Source organism: Mesorhizobium jarvisii (assembly GCF_003601985.1).
Lineage (GTDB): Bacteria > Pseudomonadota > Alphaproteobacteria > Rhizobiales > Rhizobiaceae > Mesorhizobium > Mesorhizobium jarvisii.
Genome location: NZ_QZXA01000001.1, coordinates 717,867 through 740,126 on the forward strand (window position 1 = coordinate 717,867; position 22,260 = coordinate 740,126).

The window sequence follows — 22,260 nt, forward strand, 5'->3', positions numbered from 1 at the left end:
TCAAAACCTCGGAATGTCCGGAAATGCCACCTGCCCCCGGTGCACATGCATGCGCCCAAGTTCGGCGCAACGGCGCAGTTGCGGGAAGACTTTTCCCGGGTTGAGCAGATGGTTGGGGTCGAAGGCGCATTTGACGCGCATCTGCTGCTCGAGATCGACCTGGTTGAACATTTCCGGCATCAGATCGCGCTTCTCGACCCCAACCCCATGTTCGCCTGTCAGCACGCCGCCGACCTTGACGCAGAGGCGCAATATATCGGCGCCAAAACTTTCGGCCTTGTCGAGTTCGCCGGGAACATTGGCATCGTAGAGGATCAGCGGATGCAGATTGCCGTCGCCGGCGTGGAAGACATTGGCGACGCCGAGACCGTATTTTTCCGACAACTCGCGCATGCCGGCGAGCACGCGCGGCAATTCCTTGCGCGGGATGGTGCCGTCCATGCAGTAGTAGTCGGGTGAGATGCGGCCGACCGCCGGGAAGGCCGCCTTGCGGCCGGCCCAGAAGCTCAGCCGCTCCTGCTCGGATTGCGAGATGCGGCAGGTGGTCGAGCCGTTGCTTATGGCGATCGCCTCGACAGCGGTGATGAGGTGATCGACCTCGACGCCCGGTCCGTCGAGCTCGACGATCAGCAACGCCTCGACATCGAGGGGATAGCCGGCATGGACGAAATCCTCAGCGGCATGGATCGCCGGCCGGTCCATCATTTCCATGCCGCCGGGGATGATGCCGGCGCCGATAATGTCGGCGACGCACTGGCCGCCCTGCTCGCTGGTCGGAAAGCCGATCAGCAGCGCGCGCGCCGTTTCCGGCTTCTTCAGGATGCGCACCGTAACCTCGGTGACGACGCCGAGCAGGCCTTCCGAACCGGTCATCACGCCAAGCAGATCGTAGCCTTCGGCGTCGAGATGGCTGCCGCCGAGCCGCACCACCTCGCCATTCATCAGCACCATCTCGATGCCGAGCACATTGTTGGCGGTGAGGCCGTATTTCAGGCAGTGCACGCCGCCGGAATTCTCCGCGACATTGCCGCCGATCGAGCAGGCGATCTGGGAGGATGGATCGGGGGCGTAGTAAAAGCCCTCCTGCTCGACGGCGGTGGTGATGCCGAGATTGGTGACGCCCGGCTGGGCCACGACGATGCGATTTGGAAAATCGATCGCCAGGATGCGGTTGAAGCGGCTCATCACCAGAAGCACCGCGTCTTCCAGCGGCAGCGCACCACCCGACAGCGAGGTGCCGGAACCGCGCGGCACGACGCGGATGTTGCGGTCGTTGCAGTATTTCAGCACCCGGGAGACCTGCGCCACCGTCTCGGGCAGAACGACGACCAGCGGCAATTGTCGATAGGCGGTCAGGCCATCGCTCTCGAAGGCGCGCATGGCGTTGGCCGCGTCGACCACGCCCTCGCCCGGCACGATGATGCGCATGTCGGCGACGATCTCTTCGCGCCGACGCATCGTGGCGTCGTCTGGTTTCGGCATGGCCAGGCCGGACATCAGCAGCCTCATTTTGCTTCACTGGTCAAAATCTTTTACCAGTGAAGCGCGCTGCTTGCAAATGCCGCGGTGATGGGAGGCGCCCGCGTCGGGCCGGGACAGGTTTCCGCAGCGGCAATCTGCCGCTATTCGCCCGGGTGCTTGGCCGGCTCGGAATGCATCCGCCGCACGCGGCGCACGCCCCACCAGACCAGCAGGATGGCGACCGGCACCGAGGCGGCGGTGACGACTTCCGGCGCGAAAGCATGGCCGAAGATCGAGGCGCCCTTGGCGACATAACCGATGAGCCCGACGACGTAGTAGGAGACGGCGGCGACCGAGAGGCCCTCGACGGTCTGCTGCAGGCGCAGTTGCAGCCGGGCGCGGTTGTTCATCGAGGCGAGCAGGTCACGATTCTGCTTCTCGACCTCGACATCGACCCAGGTGCGCAGCAGCGTCGTGGCGCGGGTCAGTTTGCGCGACAGATTGGCTTGCCGCTCCTCCACCGAGCGGCAGGTGCGCATGGCAGGCGCAACGCGGCGCTGCAGGAACCCACCCCAGGTGTCATAGCCGGGCACGGCCTCTTCCTCGAGCGCTTCCAGCCGCTCGACGACAATGCCGTCATAGGCGCGGCTGGCGCCGAAGCGGTAGAGGCTGGAGGCAGCGTCGGCCTCCAGTTCGGCGGCAAGTTCGGTCAGGTCCGCCAGCAAAGTCTGGCTGTCGCGGGTCTCGGCGACCTTCATTTCCAGCGTGGTCTGCGCCAGCCTGTCCTCGATGCGGCGGGCGCGGCCGGACAGGGTCAGCGCCAGCGGCAGGCCGAGCATGGCGAGCGTGCGATAGGTCTCGATGTCGATCAGCCGCTGCGACAGCGCCCCGGTACGCGCCGGCGTCAGGCCACGGTCGAGCACCAGGATGCGGGTCATGCCGTCGCCATCCTGGCGGAAATCCGTGACGATGGCTGCGTTGCCGCGCTCAACCAGCGAGTAGCACAGGCTGGTCGGGTCGAAAGCCGCAATCAGCCGCTCGCTCGTCTGCGTCCATTTGCGGATCTCCAGCCGAATGCCCGAAATGACGGTGCCCGGCGGCGAAAAGCCGTTGCCGAAGGGCGTATCCTCCTGCGCCCTGCCGCTTTCGGAAAGCGGGCCTTCCCAGAGATAGGTCGAGAACTCCGTATGCCGTTCCCAACGCAGCGAACCCTTGCCCCACTTCATGGCATGGTGACGGGCCTGGCGATCGGGCGCGGCGATACCGAGGCGCCGCGAAAGTTCGGAAAGCACGGCATGGTCGACGCCGGAGCCACCCTCGGTCATGAAGGCGAGTTGCACCAGGACGCGCGGCTTCTCGATCAGCGGATGCGGCCGGGCATGGACCTCTCCCAGCGCGCCGGGCCGGCCCTCATGCGCGGGGAAACCCATGACGCTGCCCTTGGCGCGCGGCTGGAATTCGAGATTGGACGGGTCGTCTGACACGGCTTGCCCCCCGGGGTTCTCTAGACCCTCTTTCTCTGACCTTTTGGCAGTCGCGTCCCTCTAGAGCCAATAGGCTGACGACGCAAACAGCAAAGTTTAGCCGAAGATGATATTGCGCCGGGCGGCGAAACCGACACGCTTCGACCAATTGGATAAATAATTTGACCAGTTGGCGACGCAGGCTTTATCCTGCGCGACACCGGTTCAATTCCCAGGCACAGCTGTTGAGCGATATTTTTTCCCGGATCGAGCATTCGCGCACCGCCGACGAGGTGGTGCAGCAGATCGAAAGCCTCATCCTCGAAGGCGTGCTGCGCACCGGCGACCGGCTGCCGGGCGAGCGCGAGCTGGCACGCCAGTTCGACGTATCGCGGCCGATCCTGCGCGACGCGCTGAAGGCGCTGGAAGGGCGCGGGCTGCTGACGACCAAGGCCGGCGGCGGCACGCATGTCGCCGACATCATCGGCCAGCTGTTCACCAAGCCGGTGGCCGACCTGATCTCGACGCATCGCAAGGCGGTGACCGATTATCTGGAATATCGCCGCGAGATCGAAGGCATAGCCGCCGAATATGCGGCGCGGCGCGCCACCCCCGAGGATCTGGCGCTGCTCGACCGCATCATGGCGCGCATGGACGAGGCGCATCGCACCGGCGATTTCGACGACGAGGCCGAGATCGACGTCGAGTTCCACCAAGCGATCTGCGAATGCGCGCACAACATCCTGCTCTTGCACACGCTGCGTTCCTGCTACCGGCTTTTGTCGGAAGGCGTCTTCCAGAACCGTCTGCTGGTCTTCACCGTGCCTGGCGCGCGCGAGGCGCTGCTGGCGCAGCACAAGGCAATCCACGCCGCGGTCAAGGCCGGCGATCCCCACGCTGCCCGGCACGCGGCAATGGACCACATGACCTATGTCGAGCGGTCGATGGCCGAAGCCGAGCGTAGCGGCGACTGGCAACGCGTGTCACGGCTGCGGTTGCGGCAGCGTTCGGAAGCCGGCGACACCGAACCGGCGCGCAGGCGCTCCTAGTAGTACGATCAAGCAGGGACATCATGAGCGACATTCTCACCATCGCGGACCTCAAGGATCTCGCCCGCCGGCGCGTGCCCAAGATGTTCTTCGACTATGCCGATTCCGGCGCCTGGACCGAGAGCACCTATCGGGCCAACGAGCAGGACTTCCAGAAGATCAAGTTCCGCCAGCGCGTGATGGTCGACATGAGCAACCGCTCACTGGAATCGACCATGATCGGCCAGAAAGTGTCGATGCCGGTGGCGCTAGCGCCGACCGGCCTGACCGGCATGCAGCATGCCGATGGCGAGATGCTAGCGGCACAGGCGGCCGAGGAATTCGGCGTGCCTTTCACCCTGTCGACGATGAGCATCTGCTCGATCGAAGATGTCGCCTCGGCGACGACGAAACCGTTCTGGTTCCAGCTCTATGTGCTGCGCGACAAGGATTTCGTGCTCGATTTGATCGATCGGGCAAAAGCGGCGAAATGCTCGGCGCTGGTGCTGACGCTCGACCTGCAGATCCTCGGCCAGCGCCACAAGGATGTGCGCAACGGGCTTTCGGCGCCGCCCAAGATGACGCTGGCCAACATCATTGACCTGGCCAGCAAGCCGCGCTGGTGCCTGGGTATCGCCGGCACCAAGCGCCGCACCTTCCGCAACATCGTCGGCCACGCCAAGGGTGTCGGTGACGTCTCTTCACTGTCGTCCTGGACAAACGAGCAGTTCGACCCGCAGCTGTCGTGGAAAGATGTCGCCTGGATCAAGGAACGCTGGGGCGGCAAGCTGATCCTGAAAGGCATCCTCGACAAGGAGGACGCGCTGATGGCGGCCAAGACCGGCGCCGACGCGATCGTGGTTTCCAACCATGGCGGGCGCCAGCTCGACGGCGCATCGTCCTCGATCATGGCGCTGGAAGAAATCGCGGACGCGGTCGGCGACAAGATCGAGGTGCATATGGACGGCGGCATCCGCTCCGGCCAGGACGTGCTGAAAGCGCTCTGTCTCGGCGCCAAGGGCACCTATATCGGCCGGCCATTCCTTTACGGCCTGGGCGCGCTCGGCAAGGAAGGGGTTACCAAAGCGTTGGAAATCATCCGCAAGGAGATGGACATCACGCTGGCTCTGTGCGGAAAGCGTCTGGTCACCGACATGGGCAAGGATCAGCTCCGGCGCTAGGGTCCGGTGACAGCCTGACCACGGAGACCACGAGGCGTTGGCGGAACCCGGCATCCATTTTCTCGACGCGCATGGGCCGGAAGGTGTGCGTCTTTACGCCATCGGCGACGTGCATGGCCGGCTCGACCTGCTGGCAGCCATGCACCAGCGGATCGAGAGCGAGCTGGAGTGGAAACCGGTTCGCGACTGGCGGGTGATCCATCTCGGCGACTATGTCGACCGCGGACCGGATTCCAAGGGCGTCATCGATTTCCTGATCGCGGCGCGCGAACGCGATCCTCGCCATCTGATGCTCGCCGGCAACCACGACATCGGCTTTCTCGATTTTCTCAGGACCCCCGAGCCGGAAGGGCTTTTCATGCGCTATGGCGGCGTCCAGACGGCGCTGTCCTATGGCGTGTCGCTGACTGCTGACGCCAGCTGGTTCGGCAAGATGGAGACGATGAGACGCGGACATCAGGCCCTGCTTGAGGCGATGCCGCCGGGCCATGTCGATTTCCTGCGATCGCTGCCGTTCTCGCTAACGTTCGGCGACTTCTTCTTCTGCCATGCCGGCATCAGGCCGGGCATTCCGCTGGACAAGCAGAATCCGCAGGACCTGATCTGGATCCGCGACGTTTTCCACGATCACACCGGCCTGTTCCCGAAGATTGTGGTGCACGGCCACACACCTGTCCCCGAGGCCGAAGTGATGGCCAACCGCGTCAATGTCGACACGCTTGCCTGGCAATCAGGCATGCTGACCGCTCTCGTCGTCGACGGGGCGGACAAACGCATCCTGGAAATGGCTATGAAGGGAGCTTGAGCCCAGCCGCGTCGCAGGCATGCGTCGCGAGCGGGCCGGCTTTTCTAGCGAAGCGAGGCGGTGACGCCGTAGCCGTCGACGGCGTTGTGGTTGTTGGCGGCATCGGCGGAATAGATGCCGAGACCGCACAGCACGATGGCGGACAACATGGCAAAGGACAGAAGAGCTGCTTTCACGGACGTCATCTCTTGTTGAGCTTCCTGCATCTGTGCACCAGGCGGTTACCAATGCGTTGAAACGGAGAATTCGCTTCAAAGTTTCGACGATTTCGCGCTTCTAAGCGCGTTCTGTATCGGAGGTGTGTCGCACGGGTCACACAAAAGGTTCATCCCGGTTGCACAGCCGATGCAGAGCGCGCGCCTTCTAGGATGGCGGTCTGACACAAGCCAAGGATGAAAGGGGTTTTCCCCAGCCGGTTTCACGGCTGCGTGCCAATTATGTCACGTATGTCACGCGAGGCACGAGGCAGGCTCTTAGATCGTGGCTACCCAGGCGCGGGCAATCGCCATACCGGCGGCATCGGCGTCGGGTCCGTTAAGGGCCATTTCGCCATCGAGCCTCTCGGCCCAATCGGGATGCCGCGAAGCGATTGTCGACGCGAAGGAGGTACTCCAGTCCTTCACCATCGGCCGGTCGGCCTCGAAATGGAACTGGAAACCATAGATAGCGCGGCCGACACGGAACGCCTGGTTGTCGGCGACTTCGTTGCCGGCCAGCCGCACGGCGTTATGCGGCAGATCGAACGTGTCGTCGTGCCACTGGAAGATCGGGAACATTTCCGGCAGTTCAGCCAATACCGGATCGGCCCTGGCGTCTGGCGTCAGCGACACGCCGCACCAACCGAATTCATTGGCGCCGCCGATGCGGTTCTCGCCGCCGAAGGCGCGGCGGGCGACGAGCTGGCTGCCAAGGCAAATGCCGAGCACGGCGCGATCCTTGCCGGCGAAATCGCGGGTGAGTTCGAGCAGTGCTGGGAAATAGGGATACTCATCATCGGCCAGCGCATTCTGGCCGCCGCCGAGCACCACCATCGCATCATGCTCCGTGGTCGTCCGGCAGCGGATCACCCTTGTAAGGGAGACGCACGTCGAGATCGGCGCCGGCTTCAGCAAGTGCGGCACCGACCTGGCCGAGGCCGGTATTGTCGTAGTTCTGAACCACCAGCACCCGCATCGCAAAACCCTGCTGACATGAAAATGATGCCAGGAGCGATATCATGCCGCCCGCGTTGCAGCCAAGATCGTATTCTGGGAGAGAACTATGCCACTGCAGAACCGGGTCGATCCGTTCGGCACCATCCACGCCGTGCCCGAGCGCGGACTGTTCACCGGCAATCGCGGCATCATCCACGATCCCGCGACCAAGACGTTGCTGAAGAAGCGCTGGGCGCTTCAGGCCTGGATCATCTGCATATGCCAATTCCGCAATGTGCGGCGCGAGCCGATGGGCAAAAACCGTCCTGGTGGCAAGGCCGGCTGGACCGAGCTGTTCTTCCTCGACGAGGTGACGGCGCTTTCCGCCGGTCATCGGCCGTGCTTCTTTTGCCAGCGCGAACGGGCCAGGGATTTTGTCGGCCGCTTCGGCGAAGCCTTTGGCATTGCCGAACCCCGTGCGCCACAAGTCGACAAAAGGCTGCACAAGGAGCGGCTGGCGTCGAGTGGCAAACGCCCTGCTGTGGCGATGCATGAGCTGTCCAGCCTGCCCGACGGCGCGGTGGTCGCCACCGGCGGCAACGCCTATGCCTTGCGTCACGGCAAGGCGTTGCGTTGGTCCTTCGCCGGATATGGCCCACCCGCCGGCCTTGGCCAACTGGAAGACAAGGCGCTTATGCTGCTGACCCCGCAGACAACGCTTGCCGTCCTGCGGCATGGCTTTCGACCGGTTTGGCATCCGTCGGCCGAGGCTTGACGCCAGCCGCCGGCTCGCTCATTCCTCGGCCATGCGCGCCAATTACAAGATGCAACGTCTGTTCGTGCCTGACGACCTTGGGCCGGATGCCGAGTTCGACATCGACCAGCAGCAGAGCCATTATCTCATGCATGTGCTGCGGCTTGGCGAAGGCGCCGAAATCCTGCTGTTCAATGGCCGCGACGGCGAATGGTCGGCGGCCATCGCGGCGAAGTCGAAGAAAGCGGTCAGACTCAGGGTGCGGACCTTGCAGCGGCCACAGCCACCACTGCCCGACCTCATCTATTGTTTCGCACCGCTGAAGCAGGGCCGGCTCGACTATCTCGTGCAGAAAGCGGTCGAGATGGGCGCCGGCGTCCTGCAGCCTGTCATCACGCAGCACACGCAAGTGGCCAAGCCGTCCATCGATCGGCTGCGTGCCAATGTCGTCGAGGCCGCCGAGCAATGCGGCATCCTGGCGGTTCCGGAAGTACGCGAAGCAGAAAAGTTCGAACGCCTGCTGACCGGCTGGGACAAGGAGCGGCGGCTCGTCTTTTGCGACGAGGACGCCTCGACCAACAATCCGCTACCGGCCTTGCAGGCCGTAAAGGAGAAGAAGCTCGCGCTGCTGGTCGGGCCGGAGGGCGGCTTTTCCGACGATGAACGCAAGATGCTGCGCGCCCTGCCCTTCGTGACCGCCATTCCGCTCGGTCCGCGCATCCTGCGCGCCGACACGGCGGCGGTGGCCGCACTTGCGGTGATGCAGGCAACTGTCGGAGACTGGTAGGACGTCATGTCGTGCAAGAGGCCGCCCGGATCGTGGCCTTCAATTCCTCTTGACCTGTGGCTCAGGATTTTTCGCTTGATCGGCTACTGACATTTCGTCCATTTACCGCCGGCGGTCGCCCGACCGCCTCTGAGGGCTGAACCATGGCGCGCGACACAACCGATTTCCGGCCGATCGAAGGCGTCGACGAACTCGTCGACCACCTGGCCGAGGGCAACAAGCCGCGCGACAAGTGGCGCATCGGCACCGAGCACGAGAAATTCCCCTTCTATGTCGATGGCAACGCGCCGGTGCCCTATGGCGGCGAGCGCGGCATCCGCGCCATCCTCGAAGGCATGCAGTCAAAGCTTGGCTGGGATCCGATCATCGACGACGGCCGCATCATCGGCCTAGTCGAACCGACAGGCCAGGGCGCGATTTCGCTGGAGCCCGGCGGCCAGTTCGAGCTTTCCGGCGCGCCGCTGGAGACCATCCACCAGACCTGCCGCGAGGGCAATGCGCATCTGGCGCAGGTGCGCGAGATCGCCGAGCCGATGGGCATCCGCTTCCTCGGGCTCGGCGGCAGCCCGAAATGGTCGCTGGCCGAAACGCCGAAAATGCCGAAGTCGCGCTATGAGATCATGACGCGTTACATGCCCAAGGTCGGCACCAAGGGCCTCGACATGATGTACCGTACCTGTACGATCCAGGTGAATCTCGACTTCGAGAGCGAGGCTGACATGCGCCGCAAGATGCAGGTGTCGCTGAAGCTGCAGCCACTGTCGACGGCGCTGTTCGCCAACTCGCCCTTCACCGAAAGCCGGCCGAACGGCTTGCAGAGCTGGCGCGGCGACATCTGGCGCGACACCGACAACCAGCGCTCGGGCCTGCTCGAATTCTGCTTCTCGCCCGATTTCGGTTTCGCCGACTATGTCGAATGGGCGCTCGACGTGCCGATGTATTTCGTCATCCGTGACGGCCGCTATCACGATATGACGCGCATCACCTTCCGCCAGTTCATGGCCGGTGCCGCGCGAAACGAAGTGCCGGACGGCCTGCCGACCATGGGCGACTGGGCGAACCACCTGTCGACGCTGTTCCCCGACGTGCGGCTGAAGCGTTTCCTCGAAATGCGTGGCGCCGATGGCGGCCCGTGGCGGCGCATCTGCGCGCTGCCGGCCTTCTGGGTCGGACTGCTCTATGACGAGGCGGCACTCGATGCGGCCGAGGCGTTGACCGCGAGCTGGACCTACAAGGAAGTGCTGGCGATGCGTAACGCCGTGCCCGAGCTCGGCATTGCCGCGCCCTTCCGCAACGCCACGCTGCGCGAGATGGCGCGCGATGTGCTGGCCATTTCGCGCACCGGGCTGAAGAACCGCGGCAAGAAAAACCGCGACGGCTACGACGAAACCTCGTTCCTCAACACTTTGGACGAGGTGGTCGCCCGCGGCACGACCAGCGCCGAGGAGATGCTTTCAGCCTATCACACGCGCTGGGGCGGCTCGATCGAACCGGTGTTCATGGAATACGCCTATTAACCGCGCGCGTTAGGGAGCGGCAAAAGCCGCTTCAATCGAGCATTGAAACGAATTAGGCTCCCTTCCGAGGAATTCAGGAGGAGAAGCCGATGCCTACCTTGTTCGACATGCTGGCGCAGGCCCAGAACGGCAACGGCATGCAGGCCCTTGCCCAGCAATATGGGCTTTCGATGCAGCAGACACAGGCAGCGGTCGCCGCCCTGCTGCCGGCCTTTTCGCAAGGGTTGCAACGCAACACCGCCGATCCTTACGGGCTCGGCGCCTTCATGACGGCGATGGCAAGCGGCCAGCACGCCAAATATTTCGAGGACGCGACGCGCGCCTTCTCGCCGCAAGGCGTCGACGAAGGCAACGGCATTCTCGGGCATCTGTTCGGCTCGAAGGACCTGTCGCGCGCCGTCGCCAGCCAGGCGGCGCAGGCGAGCGGCGTCAGCCAGCAGATCCTGCAGCAAATGCTGCCGGCGATCGCCTCGATGGTGATGGGCGGACTGTTCAAGCAAACGACAAGTCAGATGCAGGCCGCAGGCGGTTTCGGCGGCGGCAACAATCCGCTCGGCGAGATCATCGAGCAGATGATGCGCCAAGGCGGCATGCAGGCGCCGGCGCCACAACAGCGCCAGGCACCTCAGCCCCAGAACCCGATGGACAACCCCCTCGGCAAGGTCTTGCAGGACATGTTCGGCGGCAGCGCACCGCAACCGCAGCCGCAGCCGGCACCCAATCCCTATGGCGACAATCCGTTGGGGAAGGTGCTGCAGGACATGTTCGGTGGCGGTACCCCGCAACCGCAAGGCCGGGCGCAGCCGCAGCAGACGCAGAGCCCCTATGGCGACAACCCGCTCGGGAAAATCTTCGAGGAGATGCTGCGCGGAGGTGGTGGAGGTGGCTTCGGCATGCCTGGGGGGCAGCCGGCGCCGCAGCCGCAGGCACCGCAGCAGCGCCAAGCCCCACAGCCGCAAACCAATCCGAGCGGCAGGCCAAGAAACCCGTTCGACGATCTGTTCGGCAAGATGTTCGAGACCGGCGCCCAGCAGCGTGACGACTACCAGAAGGGCGTGGAAACGATCTTCGACCAGTTCAAGCGAGACATGGACCGTCGGTAGGCGCCAAACCTACGGCCCTTTCTGAGCAAGCCAGAAAAGAAAAGCCCGGTCCTTGGGAGGACCGGGCAACGTGCAGGCAGGCCGGCGGGGACCGGCAGGGAGTGGGGAGCCTGCATAATCCTTGGTCGCGCTGAACCCTGAAAAGGTTCAGCAGGACCGAAATCAGCCGATCAGGCCACCTTGCGGGCGATGTCCTCGATCGTTTCGACGCGATCGCTGGCGATTTCGCGCAGGATCGCGGTCGGGTCGCGGCCGAATGGCACGTCGATGGCGACATGCAGGTCGGCGCGCGTCAGACCGATATCGGCGAGCTCAGCGTCCGACATCTCGCCAAGGCGATAGAAGGCGCGACGGTTTTTCCAGGCGCGGTAGAAATTGAAGACGGTATTGGCCACGCGCATCGCAACGGCCGGACGCGAGGTGATGCGCGAGGTCTCGGTGGCGAAATCGATCGTGGTCATGTCGGTCTCCTTCAGTCTCGAACAGACAAAGCCAAGCAGTCGGCGCTGGCGACAGCGGCCGTTCCGGCTTCGATTCACATGCCTTCATGTGGATGTCAGCAATTTGCCATCGACCGATTGATTAATCCAACGAATGTTTTTAATCTTTACCATCAACACCAGTGATGGATCACGCCGATGAAAGCGCCGCTCGATCTCGATCAGTTGCAAACCTTCATCTCGATCGCCGATACCGGCAGCTTCACGCGGGCGGCCGAAGAGGTGCACCGGACCCAGTCGGCGGTGTCGATGCAGATGCGCCGGCTGGAGGAGCGGATCGGCAAGCCGCTGTTCGAGAAGGAGGGGCGCTCCAACAGGCTGACGGAGGAAGGCGACAAGCTGCTCTCCTATGCAAGAAGGCTGCTCTACCTCAACCGCGAAACGCTCGCCGCCTTCGACGACCAGCGGCTCGAAGGCACGATCCGCATCGGCACACCGGACGACTATGCCGACCGTTTCCTGCCCGAGATCATGGCGCGCTTCACGCGCTCCAACCCGCGAGTCGAGCTGACAGTCATCTGCGAGCCGACACCGGGACTGGTCGAGCACATCAAGCGCGGCAATCTCGACCTGGCGCTGGTGACGCACAATGATGTGCGCGGCCAGTCGGAGGTGGTGCGGCGCGAGCCGCTGCTGTGGGTCACCTCGGCCAATCATGCGACGCATGAACAGGAAACGCTGCCGATGGCCTTTGGCCGCCCCAACTGCATCTGGCGGCGCGCCGCCGTCGATGTGCTGGACCAGCAGAACCGCGACTATCGCATCCTGTTCACCAGCTTCTCGGCGACCGTCATCACCGCCGCCGTGCTATCGGGCCTGGCGATCTCGGTGCTGCCGGAATGCGCGCTCAGGCCCGGCATGCGGGTGCTGGGCGAAGCCGACGGCTTCGGCGCCCTGCCCGACTGCCGCATCGGCATCATGCGTGGCCAAACCTCGCGGCCTGAAATCGTCGATGCGCTCGCCCGCCACATCTCGGAGAGCCTGGACAACATCTCGGTGCCGCTCGTCGAAGAGGCCGGGACGTTCGATTTCGCCGCACTTGCCTACGCCAAGATCAGGCGGACCAAGGCAAACCAGATCCTGCCGGGCTGGTAGGACGGCTCTCAGGCACGGGCAGTGGCTTGACCGCCCTGCTCGCCGGGCAAAGCCAGACCCGGCAAGCCAAGCAACTGAACCGGCTCCAGCGGCGGCGACAGCAGGTAGCCTTGCAGTTGATGGCAACCCATGCCGACGAGCAATGCCTTTTGCTGCTCGGTCTCGACGCCTTCCGCGGTGACATCGACGTTAAGCGCGATTGCAAGGTCGATCAGCGCCTTGACGATTGCCGTCGAATTGCCCTCGGTGCCGAGCAGGCGCACGAACGAACGGTCGATCTTGAGCTTGTCGATGGCGTGACGCCGCAGATAGCTCAGCGACGAATAACCGGTGCCGAAATCATCGAGCACGATGCCGATGCCGGCCTGGCGCAGAGCCACCAGGGCCGCCGCGGTCATATCGTTGTTTTCCAGGAGGACGTTTTCGGTGATCTCAAGCTGCAGACGTGTCGGCGCAAGGCCTGTCTCGGCAAGGATCGCAGCGACCATTGTGGGAAAGCCGGCATCGCGCAGCTGCAGCGGCGACACATTGACCGCCACCCATGGCAGCGCCGATCGAACGGCGAACCGGCAGGCTTCCAGCAGCACCCATTTCCCGAGTTCGCCGATCAGGCCGCGTTCCTCGGCGATGGCGATGAACTGCGCCGCCGGTAGGGCGCCATGGACTTCGTGGCTCCAGCGGATCAATGCCTCCGCGCCAAGGATCGCCCTGCCGTCAACGGCAAACACAGGCTGATAGTTGAGCTTGATGCCCGTGCCACCGATCAGCGCCTTGCGCAGTTCGCTTTCGACCTTACGCTTGCGCAGCAGCAGATCGTCCATGTCGCCGGCAAAGACCTGGTAGCGGCCGCGGCCATTTTTCTTGGCTTCGTAGAGCGCGATGTCGGCCTTGCGCAGCAGATCGTCGGCGTCGGCCTCGGGACCTGTCGACACGGCGATGCCGATGCTGGCACTGACAAAGACCTGATCGTCCATCAGTTTGAACGGTTCCCGCAACCGCTGCTGAAGCAGCTCCGATACATCCTCGGCATCACGCACGCCGCGGATGTCGACGAGAATGACGGCGAACTCATCGCCGCCAAGCCGCGCCACGGTGTCGACGTCGCGAATGGTCCGTTGCAGCCTGGCCGCGGTCTGGCGCACCAGTTCGTCGCCGGCCGGATGACCGAGCGTATCGTTGACATGTTTGAAGCGGTCGATATCGAGATAGAGTAGCGCCACCTTGGCGGCATCATGGCCGGCAGTCAGCAAGGCGCGGCGCAGCCGGTCCTCGAACAGCGCTCGGTTGGGCAAGCCTGTAAGCGTATCATGAAAGGCAAGATACTGGGCTTCGTTGCGGCTGGTCTGCAGCGCCGTGGATGCGCGACGCAGACGCCGCAGTAGAAATGCCAGCACGCTCGCCGCAAGGAGCATCGCGGCGATCAAGGCTGGGCCGGCCTTGCGCATCAGCGTCAGGCCGGGGCGCTCCTGATCCCAAGCGATATAGCCCAGGATAACCCCACGCGAGTCGAGCAGCGGGATGGCGGCCGAGCCAGTCGGCTGCGACAACGACAGGAGATGCGCGCCGTCCAGCAGATATTTTCGGGCGATCTTGTCGATAACGGTGTCGTTGATGAACTCGACGGAAACATACAGATATTCGCTGCCCCGCGCTTGGGTGACGCGGTCGGAGCTCGGTATCAACGGCATGACGCTGAGGATGGCCGGCTTGCCGCCGAGCGATATCAGATCCTCCGCAACCATCTTGACCGGGCCGCCGGCCACAGTCTCGTCCGGTGGCCGGTCGATCAGGCCACGCAGCTTTTCGACGGTGGATCGCAAGGCAGTTTCGTCCTCGGCATAGAGGTCCGGCGCCACCACCTTGCCCTCACGCATGGCGTGGATGGGACGGTTGGCCTCATCCAGCACGTAGACGCGGTTGTGGCCGTAGTAGGAGTACATCCAGACGCTGAGGTTTTCGGCCATCCACGTCTGATTGCCTGATTTGGCATTTATGACGGAATCGTCCCAGACCGAGACACTTTCCTGCTCTCGCTCAACGGCAGCGATCTGGTCCTGCAAGCCATTGGCGAAGAATATCTTTTGGCGCTCAAGCGAAACGTGATCAGCCTGCACGGCGGCGTAGAACCCAAATCCTACGACCATGACGAACGAGAAAGCGGCAAGCGCCAGCACGGTCAGCGTGACCTGATACGTCAATGGGCTCCGATGTGCGCGTGTGCTCATGCGTCCTTGGCCAGCTGCTTCGGGCGCCAGTCAACTAAAATAGGCTTAAGATCGCGATAAGATCGCGCTATGACATGCGGGCCGACACCGGCGCCTTGACGCGAGGCGCCAACCAGCCCCCAATCGGCCGATGAGCGAAGCAGCATCCGAATCACGCACCAACGCCACCGAATACACGGTGAGCGAGATTTCCGGCGCACTGAAGCGCACGGTCGAGGACGTCTTCGGCAATGTGCGGGTGCGCGGCGAAATCTCGGGCTATCGCGGCCCGCATTCCTCCGGCCATGCCTATTTCGCACTGAAGGACGACCGCGCACGGCTCGATGCCGTGGTGTGGAAAGGCACGATGAGCCGGTTGAAATTCCGCCCCGAGGAAGGGATGGAGGTGATCGCCACCGGCAAGCTCACCACCTATCCCGGCAAATCCAACTACCAGATCGTGATCGACAATCTGGAGCCGGCCGGCGCCGGCGCGCTGATGGCGCTGCTGGAAGAGCGCAAACGCCGGCTGCAGGCGGAGGGGCTTTTCGACGCCGGCCGCAAACGCCGGCTGCCCTTCATGCCGCGCGTCATCGGCGTCGTCACCTCGCCGACCGGGTCCGTCATCCGCGACATCATCCACCGCATCAAGGACCGCTTTCCGCTGCATGTGCTGGTCTGGCCGGTGCGCGTTCAGGGCGAGACTTCGGGCGTGGAAGTGACCAATGCCGTCAACGGCTTCAACGCGCTGGCCTGGGATGGCTCCATCCAGCGCCCCGATCTCCTGATCGTCGCGCGCGGCGGCGGCAGCCTCGAGGACCTCTGGGGCTTCAACGACGAGGCGCTGGCCCGCGCCGTTGCGGCCTGCGGCATTCCGGTGATTTCCGCTGTCGGCCACGAAACCGACTGGACATTGATCGACCTCGTCGCCGATGTGCGGGCGCCGACGCCGACGGGCGCCGCCGAAATCGCCGTGCCGGTGAAGGCCGACCTCGAAGCGACGCTGGCCAGCCTTGGCGCACGGCTCAAGGCGGCGGTGTTGCGCAATTTCGAACGCAAGCGGCAGGCCGCCCGCGCGGCGGCGCGGGCCCTGCCCTCGCCCGACCAATTGCTGGCGCTGCCGCGCCGGCGCCTCGACGAGGCGACATCAAGGCTCGGCCGTGGCCTGTCCGTCAGCGTCGATCGCAAGCGGGCGCGTCTCCAGGGCCAGAGGCTGACTCCGGCCACGCTGTCGCGGCGCATCAACGAGGCGCGCACGCTGACCGGGCGTGACCTTGCCCGCGCGCAGGCGGCGTTCGTCGCCATTGTGCGCGAACGGCGCGCGCGCTTCGCGCGCACCGCGACGCGGCTGTCGCCGGCACCGATCGCGCGCAGGCAGAAACTGCAGGCCGACACGCTGGCGGCGCTCGCCAGGCGGCAGGATCGGGTCATCTCGCTGCGGCTCGAGCGCCTGCGCGGCCAGTTGAGCCAGGCCGAACGCCTCTTGACCACGCTTTCGCACAAGGCCGTGCTCGCGCGCGGCTTCGCGCTGGTGAAGGATGCCGACGGCGCCGTCATCAAGCAGGCGGCTGACGTGGCATCGGGGATGGCGCTTTCGCTGGAGTTTGCCGACGGCACGGCGGACGCGGTGGCAACCAGCGGTGCGGCGCGCCCAAAGCCGGCAGCCAAGCCATCAACAAAGGCCAAAGAACCCGGAAATCAGGGATCGCTGTTCTGATCATGACCGATAATCCCCACCATCTGGCAACGCCCAGTGGCAAGCCGCGCGTGCGCAGCTTCGGCATCGGTTTCGACGGAACGCCCGGACCGTTCAATGCAATCACCGACGTGCCCGGTGTCGCGGTCGGCTATGCGACGCTGATTTCAGGCGACGGGCCGCTCGTCGTCGGCAAGGGGCCGGTGCGCACCGGTGTCACGGCGATCCTGCCCAGACCGCGCGCCGACCTGGCTACACCGGTCTTCGCCGGCATCTTCAGCCAGAACGGCAATGGTGAGTTGACCGGCTCGCACATCATCGAGGAAACCGGCGCTTTCAACTTCCCCATCACCATCACCAACACGCATTCCTGCGGTGTTTCGCGTGACGGCACGCTGCGCTGGATGCAACGCGTACTGCCCACCGCGCTCGACAGCGCCTGGGGCCTGCCGGTGGCCGCGGAAACCTATGACGGGTTTCTCAACGACATCAATGGCCACCATTTGACATCAGAGCACGTCGCCCAGGCACTCGATGACGCAAACGGCGGCCCGATCGAGGAAGGCAGCGTCGGCGGCGGCACCGGCATGATCACTTTCGGCTTCAAGGCTGGCTCGGGCACGGCGTCGCGCATCATAGGGTGGCAGGGAAATTCCTACACGGTCGGCGCCTTCGTGCAGTCGAATTTCGGCAAGCGGCGCAATTTCACCCTTCGTGGCCTGTGCGCCGGATCCGAACTCGCGGAGCCCGCGATCCGCGAAGGCACGCCACGCGCCGAAAAGGGTTCGATCATCGCCGTTGTCGCCACCGATGCGCCGTTCCTGCCGCACCAGATGAAGCGGCTGGCACGCCGGGTGCCGCTGGGCGTCGCTATGACCGGCGGCTTCGGCTATCACAGCTCAGGTGACATCTTTCTCGCCTTCTCGACAGCCAATCCTGCCGCCGCACTTGCGCCGTCGGGCCGTATCGCCACGGCCGATTTCATTCCCGATACAGACATCGATCCATTCTTCGATGCGGTGATCCAGACGGTGGAGGAATCGATCCTCAACGCCCTGGCCGCCAATGACGACATGACCGGGCGCGACGGCAATTTCGTGCCGGCGCTGCCGAAGGCGTGGCTGAAAGAAAAATTTGGGCTGATAGAAAAGTTCGACTGAAACGAAAACGCGGGCCAAAAAGCCCGCGCATTCAGACAAACAGAAAGTTCAGGGTAGAATCTATTCCGCGGCCTTGCTGACCGCCTGCTGGTTCTCGTCGGCCTCGGCGGCTTCCTCGAGCCGGGAGGCAATGAGCTCCTGGATGTCGCCGACTTCTTCCTGGATATCCTCCAGGGGAATACCGACTTCCGCAGCCTTGGCGGCACATTCCCTGGCCAAGGTCTCGGCCTGCTTGTCGATCCTGGCCTGGGACTGGCAATGGACCTTTTCGCCGATCCATCCCCGCAAGAACTCGATCGCGTGTTCACTCATACTGCTGTTCCCTGGCGGCAAAGCCGGTTGGTAATCATAAACGTCGGCATCCCGCAAAGGATGCATGCTCCCATTCCAGCCGAGTCGCGGCCAGCCGGCAAGTCAATGCCGTGCAGGGTCCACAGAGCCGAAGGAAATCGAGGGTTCAAGCACATTTCTGATTCTGGAGGGTTGCTTCCGTGAGCTGGATCAACCCAGCTTCGCGCCACTGTTTCTATTTGCTTTTCCGGTTTTCCAGCCGATTTTTGGTCACAAATGATGGCGCAATGCGTAACACATTTTTACAGTCGCTCCGGAGGGCTGCGCTGGGCGCGCCGGTCGAAGCCGCCGCTATATAGTGATATCCCCATGCAATGTCGACTCCCGGAACGTCGCACCTCGCCGGCCCCATCAGAAGGTCTCAACCCAGGGCCTGAGCTCCATTTCCCAAGTCCAGGCGCTGCGGTGCTGGCGATGGATGGAGAGATAGGCCTCGGCGATCGCGCCCGGGGACAGCCGGCGATCCTGCGGCCCGGACTCCTGTCCGGACGCGGCCGAGGCAATGGCGCCATCGATGATGAAATGCGCGACGTGGATGTTCTTCGGCGCCAGTTCACGGGCCATGGACTGGGCCAGGCCGCGCAAGCCGAATTTTGGCATGGCAAAACCGGCGGAGCCGGCGAACCCCTTCACGCTGGCCGTCGCGCCGGTGAAAAGGATCGAGCCCGATCCTCGCGCGACGAGCCGGCGAGCCGCCTGCTGGCCAACCAGGAACCCGCCATAGGCCCCAACCAGCAAAGCTTGACGGACGGCCTCGGGATCGAGCTCCGCTATTGGTCCGCGGGCGCGTCCGCTGGCGTTGAAAATCACCAGCGAGAGCGGGCCGGCCTTGTCGGCGACATCGAACAGGTGCTCCACCGATGCGGGATCGGAGACATCCGTTGCCACGGCCTGCGCGCCGGTCTCGGCCTGCAAGGCACCAAGCTTCTCAATGTTGCGGGCGGCCAGAACGACGCTGAACCCTTCCTTCGCGAGGAGGCGCGCCAGCGAGGCGCTCAAGCCGGAACCCGCACCGGCGATGATTGCGACATTGGATGTCATGAAACCTCTCCTTCTTTCCACGGGACTGCGGTCGATGGCAGGCGAATGAGCTGTGGTGAAACTTGCCGGATCGGCGCGGCGACGGCAACGCGCAACGTGGCTAGAAAAAGGCCGGGCGCGAAACCGGCCCGGCCAAAAAGAAGGTCATAACCTTCAGAGGGGAACACCGCTCGGTGAAATGGGAGGAAAACACCGAACGGATTTTTCTCTTTTGAACCGATTCGCGGGTAGATACGACGAATTGTTTTCCAAAGATCGGACAGAATGGCGAAAATCCTATCCTTTGTTCGCCAGGAAGCTCAGCCAACCCGGCTTTCCCCTTCGAGCAGATCCGCATAATGGCGCCGCGCGACGTCGGGATGCGAGCGCAACCGGCTTTTCAGCACATTGGTTCCGACATCGCGAAACAGCGGATTGTCCGGATCGCTGGCCGGCCCCCGCGCCTGCGCCGCCAGTTCCTCGGAAAGGCCAAGCAGCGGGATCGTCGCATCGAGTCTGGCGCTGAAGAAGAACGGCACCGAAATGCGCTCGACGCCGGCGGGCGGCGTCACGACACGATGCACGGTCGCGCGCAAATAGCCGTTGGAGGCCAGTTCAAGCAATTCGCCGATGTTGACGACGAGCGTGCCGGGAATGGGGTCCACATCCACCCAGCTGCCGTCATAATCGACCTGCAGCCCCCTATTGTCATCCTGGAGCAGCAGGGTCAGGAAGCCACCATCCTTGTGCGCGCCGACACCCTGGTCGCCGCCGGTTGCATCACGGCCGGGGTAGCGCACGATCTTCATGCGATGGTTGGGCTCGCTGCTGTAGATCGGGTCGAAGGCATCCTCGGGCTGATCGAGCGACAGGGCGAAGGCTTTCAAGAGCCGGATCGCCACGGCCGTCACCTTGCTCTGCCAGGCAAGCAGAGCCGGTTTGAGATCCGGCAGCGCCGCGGGCCACTGGTTCGGTCCCTGCAGCCGCGTCCAGGCGGGAATTCCTGGCCCTTGCGCGATTGCCTGGCGTTCAACGCCGATGTCGAGCTGCTCGCGCCAGTCCTCCTTGCCCTTGGTCAGTTCGCCGCCGGCGCGGGTGTAGCCGCGAAACTGCGAGGACTTGAGCATCTCGATCGCCCGCTTGTCGGCCTCCGGCAAGGCAAAGAACTGGCGCGATGCGGTGAGCACCTCTGTGATCTCCGCCCAGGAGATGCCATGTCCGGCCAGATAGAAAAAGCCAATGTCGCGCGAAGCGGAACGAAGATCCGCCAGAAATGTCCGGCGTTCCGACGCGCCTTGTTCAAGACGGCTCAGATCGAGCACAGGCACTATTCTGGGCATATCAAGCTCCTTTCCCAGTGCTTTCCGGATGTTGCTTGAAATTTCCGTCCGAAAAACCCAGCCGATTGAACATGCGGCACTTTTGCGCGACCCTGGCCGCCATCATTGCGCGCTAGTCTTATCGACTTCGAATGGCCGGGAAAGGAACGATCGGCCCTTCGGCGCGGCCGTGACGAACAATTTTTCCATTCGCAGGGGCAAGCGGATGATGATCGCGATCCGAGGGAATTCAGGCGGAGTGGGAGTCGCTCTGCCTTGCGCGGCGGCTGCTTCGATATCACCGTCCCTTCAGCTGGCAAGTCCAAGGCCGTAGGGCGAAATATTGGTGGTCGCTCACGATTTGATTGGGCCACATCAATCCACCCTCTCATCGACCACTATGAAAATAAAGATAAAATAATATCTGCATTGTAACTATGATTACGCACAAAATCACTCGACTGAACAGTCGCTGATATTGGCGACCACCTTTCAACTACCCGTTCCTGTCGACTTGAGAGCTATTGTATCGAGGGCGACTATCCCGACCGGCGTTAATCGCTTTGGTCCCGCTCCCCTGAGGGGCCGATCGCTCAAGAGGAGATCTCGAGATGGACGGGTATGACGAATCGATGTTCGACGACCTTGCCTTTGATGAAGCGGAAGGCCCTGCCGACAGTTACGACGAATTCGACGAAATGGACGAGGGCGACGGCTTCGATGAGGCCGACGAAGGCGACGAGTTCGACGAAGGCGACGAATTCGAGGCCTCGGGCTTCGACGAGATGGACGCCGGCGACGAATTCGATGCCGGTGACGAGTTCGACGAAGGCGACGGTTTCGATGAAGGCGATGAGTCCGACGACGATGCCTGGGACCAGGCCATGAGCTACGCGCTTGCGGCTGAAGACAGCGACGAGTTCTTCCGTCGCATCGCCCGCGGCGTGCGCGGCGTCGTACGCACCGTCAGGCGTGCCGCTCCCACAATTGGACGCATTGCTCGCGCGGTGGCACCAGTCGCCAGCCTTATTCCCGGCTACGGCACCGCGATTGGTGGCATCGCCAATGTCGTCGGCCAGTTGATGGCGGACGAAGCCTCCGAGGACGAGGCGCTTGACGCCTTCGCCGAGCTCGCGGTGCGCAATCGTGCCGCCATTCCCGTTGTGGCCGCGCTTGCGACGAGGCGAGTGCTTGGCCCGGTGGCGGTGCGCATGCCCGCGGCCGCACGCACCCAGGCGGTTCGCACCGTGCGCCGCGCCGCCACCCAGCTCGTCAATCGTGGCGGGCCGACAGCGATCCGCGCTCTGCCGCGCATCGCCAACAGCGTCCGCCGAACGGCCGTGACGCGCCGCACCCCGGCGTCTGTCCGGCCGCTGGTCCTGGCGCGTACCGCGCGCCGTGTCGCGGCGCGCGGGCACGGCCTGCGCCGGCAGTTGACCAGGCCCTTGCCGGCTGGTCGCCAGATCGTGCGCCGCACCGCGGCGGCGGTTCGCGCCGGCATGGCCCCAGGACGCAACCTGGCGCGTATCGCCGGACGGGCCTTGGGGCGGACTGCCGGCGGATGGCCAGGCGGTTGGACTGGCGGATATGGCCCAAATCACGGGCGCCGGCGGCGTATCGTGATCCGCGGTCCGGTCAGCATCACCATCCGGCCCAATTAAACCCAGTCGGTGCAACAAGAAG

General features: G+C 63.9%; 19 protein-coding genes and 1 pseudogene. 11 read left to right on the top strand and 9 right to left on the bottom strand.

Going from position 1 to position 22,260, the window contains the following annotated elements:
• Together D3242_RS03415 and D3242_RS03420 are read right to left on the bottom strand one after the other, a co-directional pair.
• Window positions 1-1,497: an FAD-linked oxidase C-terminal domain-containing protein gene (locus D3242_RS03415; protein WP_064986505.1), complete on the bottom strand. Its 1,497-nt coding sequence runs from the start codon at window positions 1,495-1,497 to the stop codon at window positions 1-3.
• A 125-nt stretch (window positions 1,498-1,622) separates the two neighbouring features.
• Entirely contained in the window at window positions 1,623-2,945 is a 1,323-nt protein-coding gene (locus D3242_RS03420; protein ID WP_010914419.1) for a DUF3422 family protein, read from the bottom strand.
• Between the two features lie 224 nt (window positions 2,946-3,169).
• Between D3242_RS03420 and D3242_RS03425 the strand changes: the two genes are divergently transcribed.
• From D3242_RS03425 to D3242_RS03435, 3 genes are read left to right on the top strand one after another with little or no spacing between them, the layout of a single operon-like run.
• The gene (locus D3242_RS03425; protein WP_019860026.1) at window positions 3,170-3,973 is read left to right on the top strand and encodes an FCD domain-containing protein; all 804 of its coding nucleotides are present in this window, start codon (window positions 3,170-3,172) and stop codon (window positions 3,971-3,973) included.
• Window positions 3,974-3,996: 23 nt separating this feature from the next.
• Window positions 3,997-5,133 (top strand): alpha-hydroxy acid oxidase, encoded by a 1,137-nt coding sequence (locus D3242_RS03430; RefSeq protein WP_019860027.1) that lies wholly within the window; start codon window positions 3,997-3,999, stop codon window positions 5,131-5,133.
• Between the two features lie 37 nt (window positions 5,134-5,170).
• Window positions 5,171-5,938 (top strand): metallophosphoesterase family protein, encoded by a 768-nt coding sequence (locus D3242_RS03435; protein ID WP_038644895.1) that lies wholly within the window; start codon window positions 5,171-5,173, stop codon window positions 5,936-5,938.
• 44 nt (window positions 5,939-5,982) lie between these two features.
• Here D3242_RS03435 and D3242_RS34245 read toward each other — a convergent pair whose 3' ends face one another.
• Both D3242_RS34245 and D3242_RS03445 read right to left on the bottom strand, forming a co-directional pair.
• The gene (locus D3242_RS34245; protein WP_257784452.1) at window positions 5,983-6,114 is read right to left on the bottom strand and encodes a hypothetical protein; all 132 of its coding nucleotides are present in this window, start codon (window positions 6,112-6,114) and stop codon (window positions 5,983-5,985) included.
• Between the two features lie 297 nt (window positions 6,115-6,411).
• Window positions 6,412-7,111, bottom strand: a pseudogene (locus D3242_RS03445) (type 1 glutamine amidotransferase).
• Between the two features lie 87 nt (window positions 7,112-7,198).
• Between D3242_RS03445 and D3242_RS03450 the strand changes: the two are divergent.
• From D3242_RS03450 to D3242_RS03465, 4 genes are all read left to right on the top strand, one after another.
• Window positions 7,199-7,846, top strand: coding sequence for a hypothetical protein (locus D3242_RS03450; RefSeq protein ID WP_064986444.1), 648 nt, complete (start codon window positions 7,199-7,201; stop codon window positions 7,844-7,846).
• Window positions 7,847-7,877: 31 nt separating this feature from the next.
• The gene (locus tag D3242_RS03455; RefSeq protein ID WP_064986443.1) at window positions 7,878-8,612 is read left to right on the top strand and encodes a 16S rRNA (uracil(1498)-N(3))-methyltransferase; all 735 of its coding nucleotides are present in this window, start codon (window positions 7,878-7,880) and stop codon (window positions 8,610-8,612) included.
• 143 nt (window positions 8,613-8,755) lie between these two features.
• Window positions 8,756-10,129: a glutamate--cysteine ligase gene (locus D3242_RS03460; RefSeq protein WP_019860032.1), complete on the top strand. Its 1,374-nt coding sequence runs from the start codon at window positions 8,756-8,758 to the stop codon at window positions 10,127-10,129.
• A gap of 89 nt (window positions 10,130-10,218) precedes the next feature.
• Window positions 10,219-11,232 (top strand): DUF937 domain-containing protein, encoded by a 1,014-nt coding sequence (locus D3242_RS03465; RefSeq protein WP_019860033.1) that lies wholly within the window; start codon window positions 10,219-10,221, stop codon window positions 11,230-11,232.
• A 170-nt stretch (window positions 11,233-11,402) separates the two neighbouring features.
• Here D3242_RS03465 and D3242_RS03470 read toward each other — a convergent pair whose 3' ends face one another.
• Window positions 11,403-11,693, bottom strand: coding sequence for a DUF1127 domain-containing protein (locus D3242_RS03470; RefSeq protein ID WP_019860034.1), 291 nt, complete (start codon window positions 11,691-11,693; stop codon window positions 11,403-11,405).
• Between the two features lie 177 nt (window positions 11,694-11,870).
• Here D3242_RS03470 and D3242_RS03475 point away from each other — a divergent pair, with 177 nt between their 5' ends.
• Window positions 11,871-12,827 carry a LysR substrate-binding domain-containing protein gene (locus tag D3242_RS03475; protein ID WP_019860035.1) on the top strand — a complete coding sequence of 319 codons (957 nt, stop codon included), beginning with the start codon at window positions 11,871-11,873 and terminating at the stop codon, window positions 12,825-12,827.
• 8 nt (window positions 12,828-12,835) lie between these two features.
• On the opposite strand, the gene D3242_RS03480 is transcribed toward D3242_RS03475, so the two are convergent.
• A complete protein-coding gene (locus D3242_RS03480; protein ID WP_019860036.1) occupies window positions 12,836-15,025 on the bottom strand; it encodes a bifunctional diguanylate cyclase/phosphodiesterase in 2,190 nt (729 codons plus the stop codon).
• A gap of 157 nt (window positions 15,026-15,182) precedes the next feature.
• Between D3242_RS03480 and xseA the strand changes: the two genes are divergently transcribed.
• Window positions 15,183-16,748 carry an exodeoxyribonuclease VII large subunit gene (gene xseA / locus D3242_RS03485; protein ID WP_064986441.1) on the top strand — a complete coding sequence of 522 codons (1,566 nt, stop codon included), beginning with the start codon at window positions 15,183-15,185 and terminating at the stop codon, window positions 16,746-16,748.
• Between the two features lie 2 nt (window positions 16,749-16,750).
• Window positions 16,751-17,887, top strand: coding sequence for a DmpA family aminopeptidase (locus D3242_RS03490; protein ID WP_064986439.1), 1,137 nt, complete (start codon window positions 16,751-16,753; stop codon window positions 17,885-17,887).
• Window positions 17,888-17,947: 60 nt separating this feature from the next.
• On the opposite strand, the gene D3242_RS03495 is transcribed toward D3242_RS03490, so the two are convergent.
• The 3 genes from D3242_RS03495 to D3242_RS03505 form a co-directional block, all read right to left on the bottom strand.
• Complete coding sequence (locus tag D3242_RS03495) at window positions 17,948-18,199, bottom strand: DUF768 domain-containing protein (RefSeq protein WP_064986437.1); 252 nt, start codon at window positions 18,197-18,199, stop codon at window positions 17,948-17,950.
• A 390-nt stretch (window positions 18,200-18,589) separates the two neighbouring features.
• On the bottom strand, window positions 18,590-19,279 hold the full coding sequence (locus D3242_RS03500; protein WP_064986435.1) for an SDR family NAD(P)-dependent oxidoreductase: 690 nt from the start codon (window positions 19,277-19,279) through the stop codon (window positions 18,590-18,592).
• A 299-nt stretch (window positions 19,280-19,578) separates the two neighbouring features.
• Complete coding sequence (locus D3242_RS03505; protein ID WP_019860041.1) at window positions 19,579-20,598, bottom strand: isopenicillin N synthase family dioxygenase; 1,020 nt, start codon at window positions 20,596-20,598, stop codon at window positions 19,579-19,581.
• A 590-nt stretch (window positions 20,599-21,188) separates the two neighbouring features.
• Between D3242_RS03505 and D3242_RS03510 the strand changes: the two genes are divergently transcribed.
• Window positions 21,189-22,238 (top strand): hypothetical protein, encoded by a 1,050-nt coding sequence (locus D3242_RS03510; RefSeq protein WP_019860042.1) that lies wholly within the window; start codon window positions 21,189-21,191, stop codon window positions 22,236-22,238.
• The last annotated feature ends 22 nt before the right edge of the window (window positions 22,239-22,260 follow it).

Coding starts and splice junctions, on each gene's coding strand:
- D3242_RS03415 (WP_064986505.1), bottom strand. CDS start 1,497: ATGTCCGGCCTGGCCATGCCGAAACCAGACGACGCCACGATGCGTCGG.
- D3242_RS03430 (WP_019860027.1), top strand. CDS start 3,997: ATGAGCGACATTCTCACCATCGCGGACCTCAAGGATCTCGCCCGCCGG.
- D3242_RS03450 (WP_064986444.1), top strand. CDS start 7,199: ATGCCACTGCAGAACCGGGTCGATCCGTTCGGCACCATCCACGCCGTG.
- D3242_RS03455 (WP_064986443.1), top strand. CDS start 7,878: ATGCGCGCCAATTACAAGATGCAACGTCTGTTCGTGCCTGACGACCTT.
- D3242_RS03460 (WP_019860032.1), top strand. CDS start 8,756: ATGGCGCGCGACACAACCGATTTCCGGCCGATCGAAGGCGTCGACGAA.
- D3242_RS03465 (WP_019860033.1), top strand. CDS start 10,219: ATGCCTACCTTGTTCGACATGCTGGCGCAGGCCCAGAACGGCAACGGC.
- D3242_RS03470 (WP_019860034.1), bottom strand. CDS start 11,693: ATGACCACGATCGATTTCGCCACCGAGACCTCGCGCATCACCTCGCGT.
- D3242_RS03475 (WP_019860035.1), top strand. CDS start 11,871: ATGAAAGCGCCGCTCGATCTCGATCAGTTGCAAACCTTCATCTCGATC.
- xseA (WP_064986441.1), top strand. CDS start 15,183: ATGAGCGAAGCAGCATCCGAATCACGCACCAACGCCACCGAATACACG.
- D3242_RS03490 (WP_064986439.1), top strand. CDS start 16,751: ATGACCGATAATCCCCACCATCTGGCAACGCCCAGTGGCAAGCCGCGC.
- D3242_RS03495 (WP_064986437.1), bottom strand. CDS start 18,199: ATGAGTGAACACGCGATCGAGTTCTTGCGGGGATGGATCGGCGAAAAG.
- D3242_RS03500 (WP_064986435.1), bottom strand. CDS start 19,279: ATGACATCCAATGTCGCAATCATCGCCGGTGCGGGTTCCGGCTTGAGC.
- D3242_RS03505 (WP_019860041.1), bottom strand. CDS start 20,598: ATGCCCAGAATAGTGCCTGTGCTCGATCTGAGCCGTCTTGAACAAGGC.
- D3242_RS03510 (WP_019860042.1), top strand. CDS start 21,189: ATGGACGGGTATGACGAATCGATGTTCGACGACCTTGCCTTTGATGAA.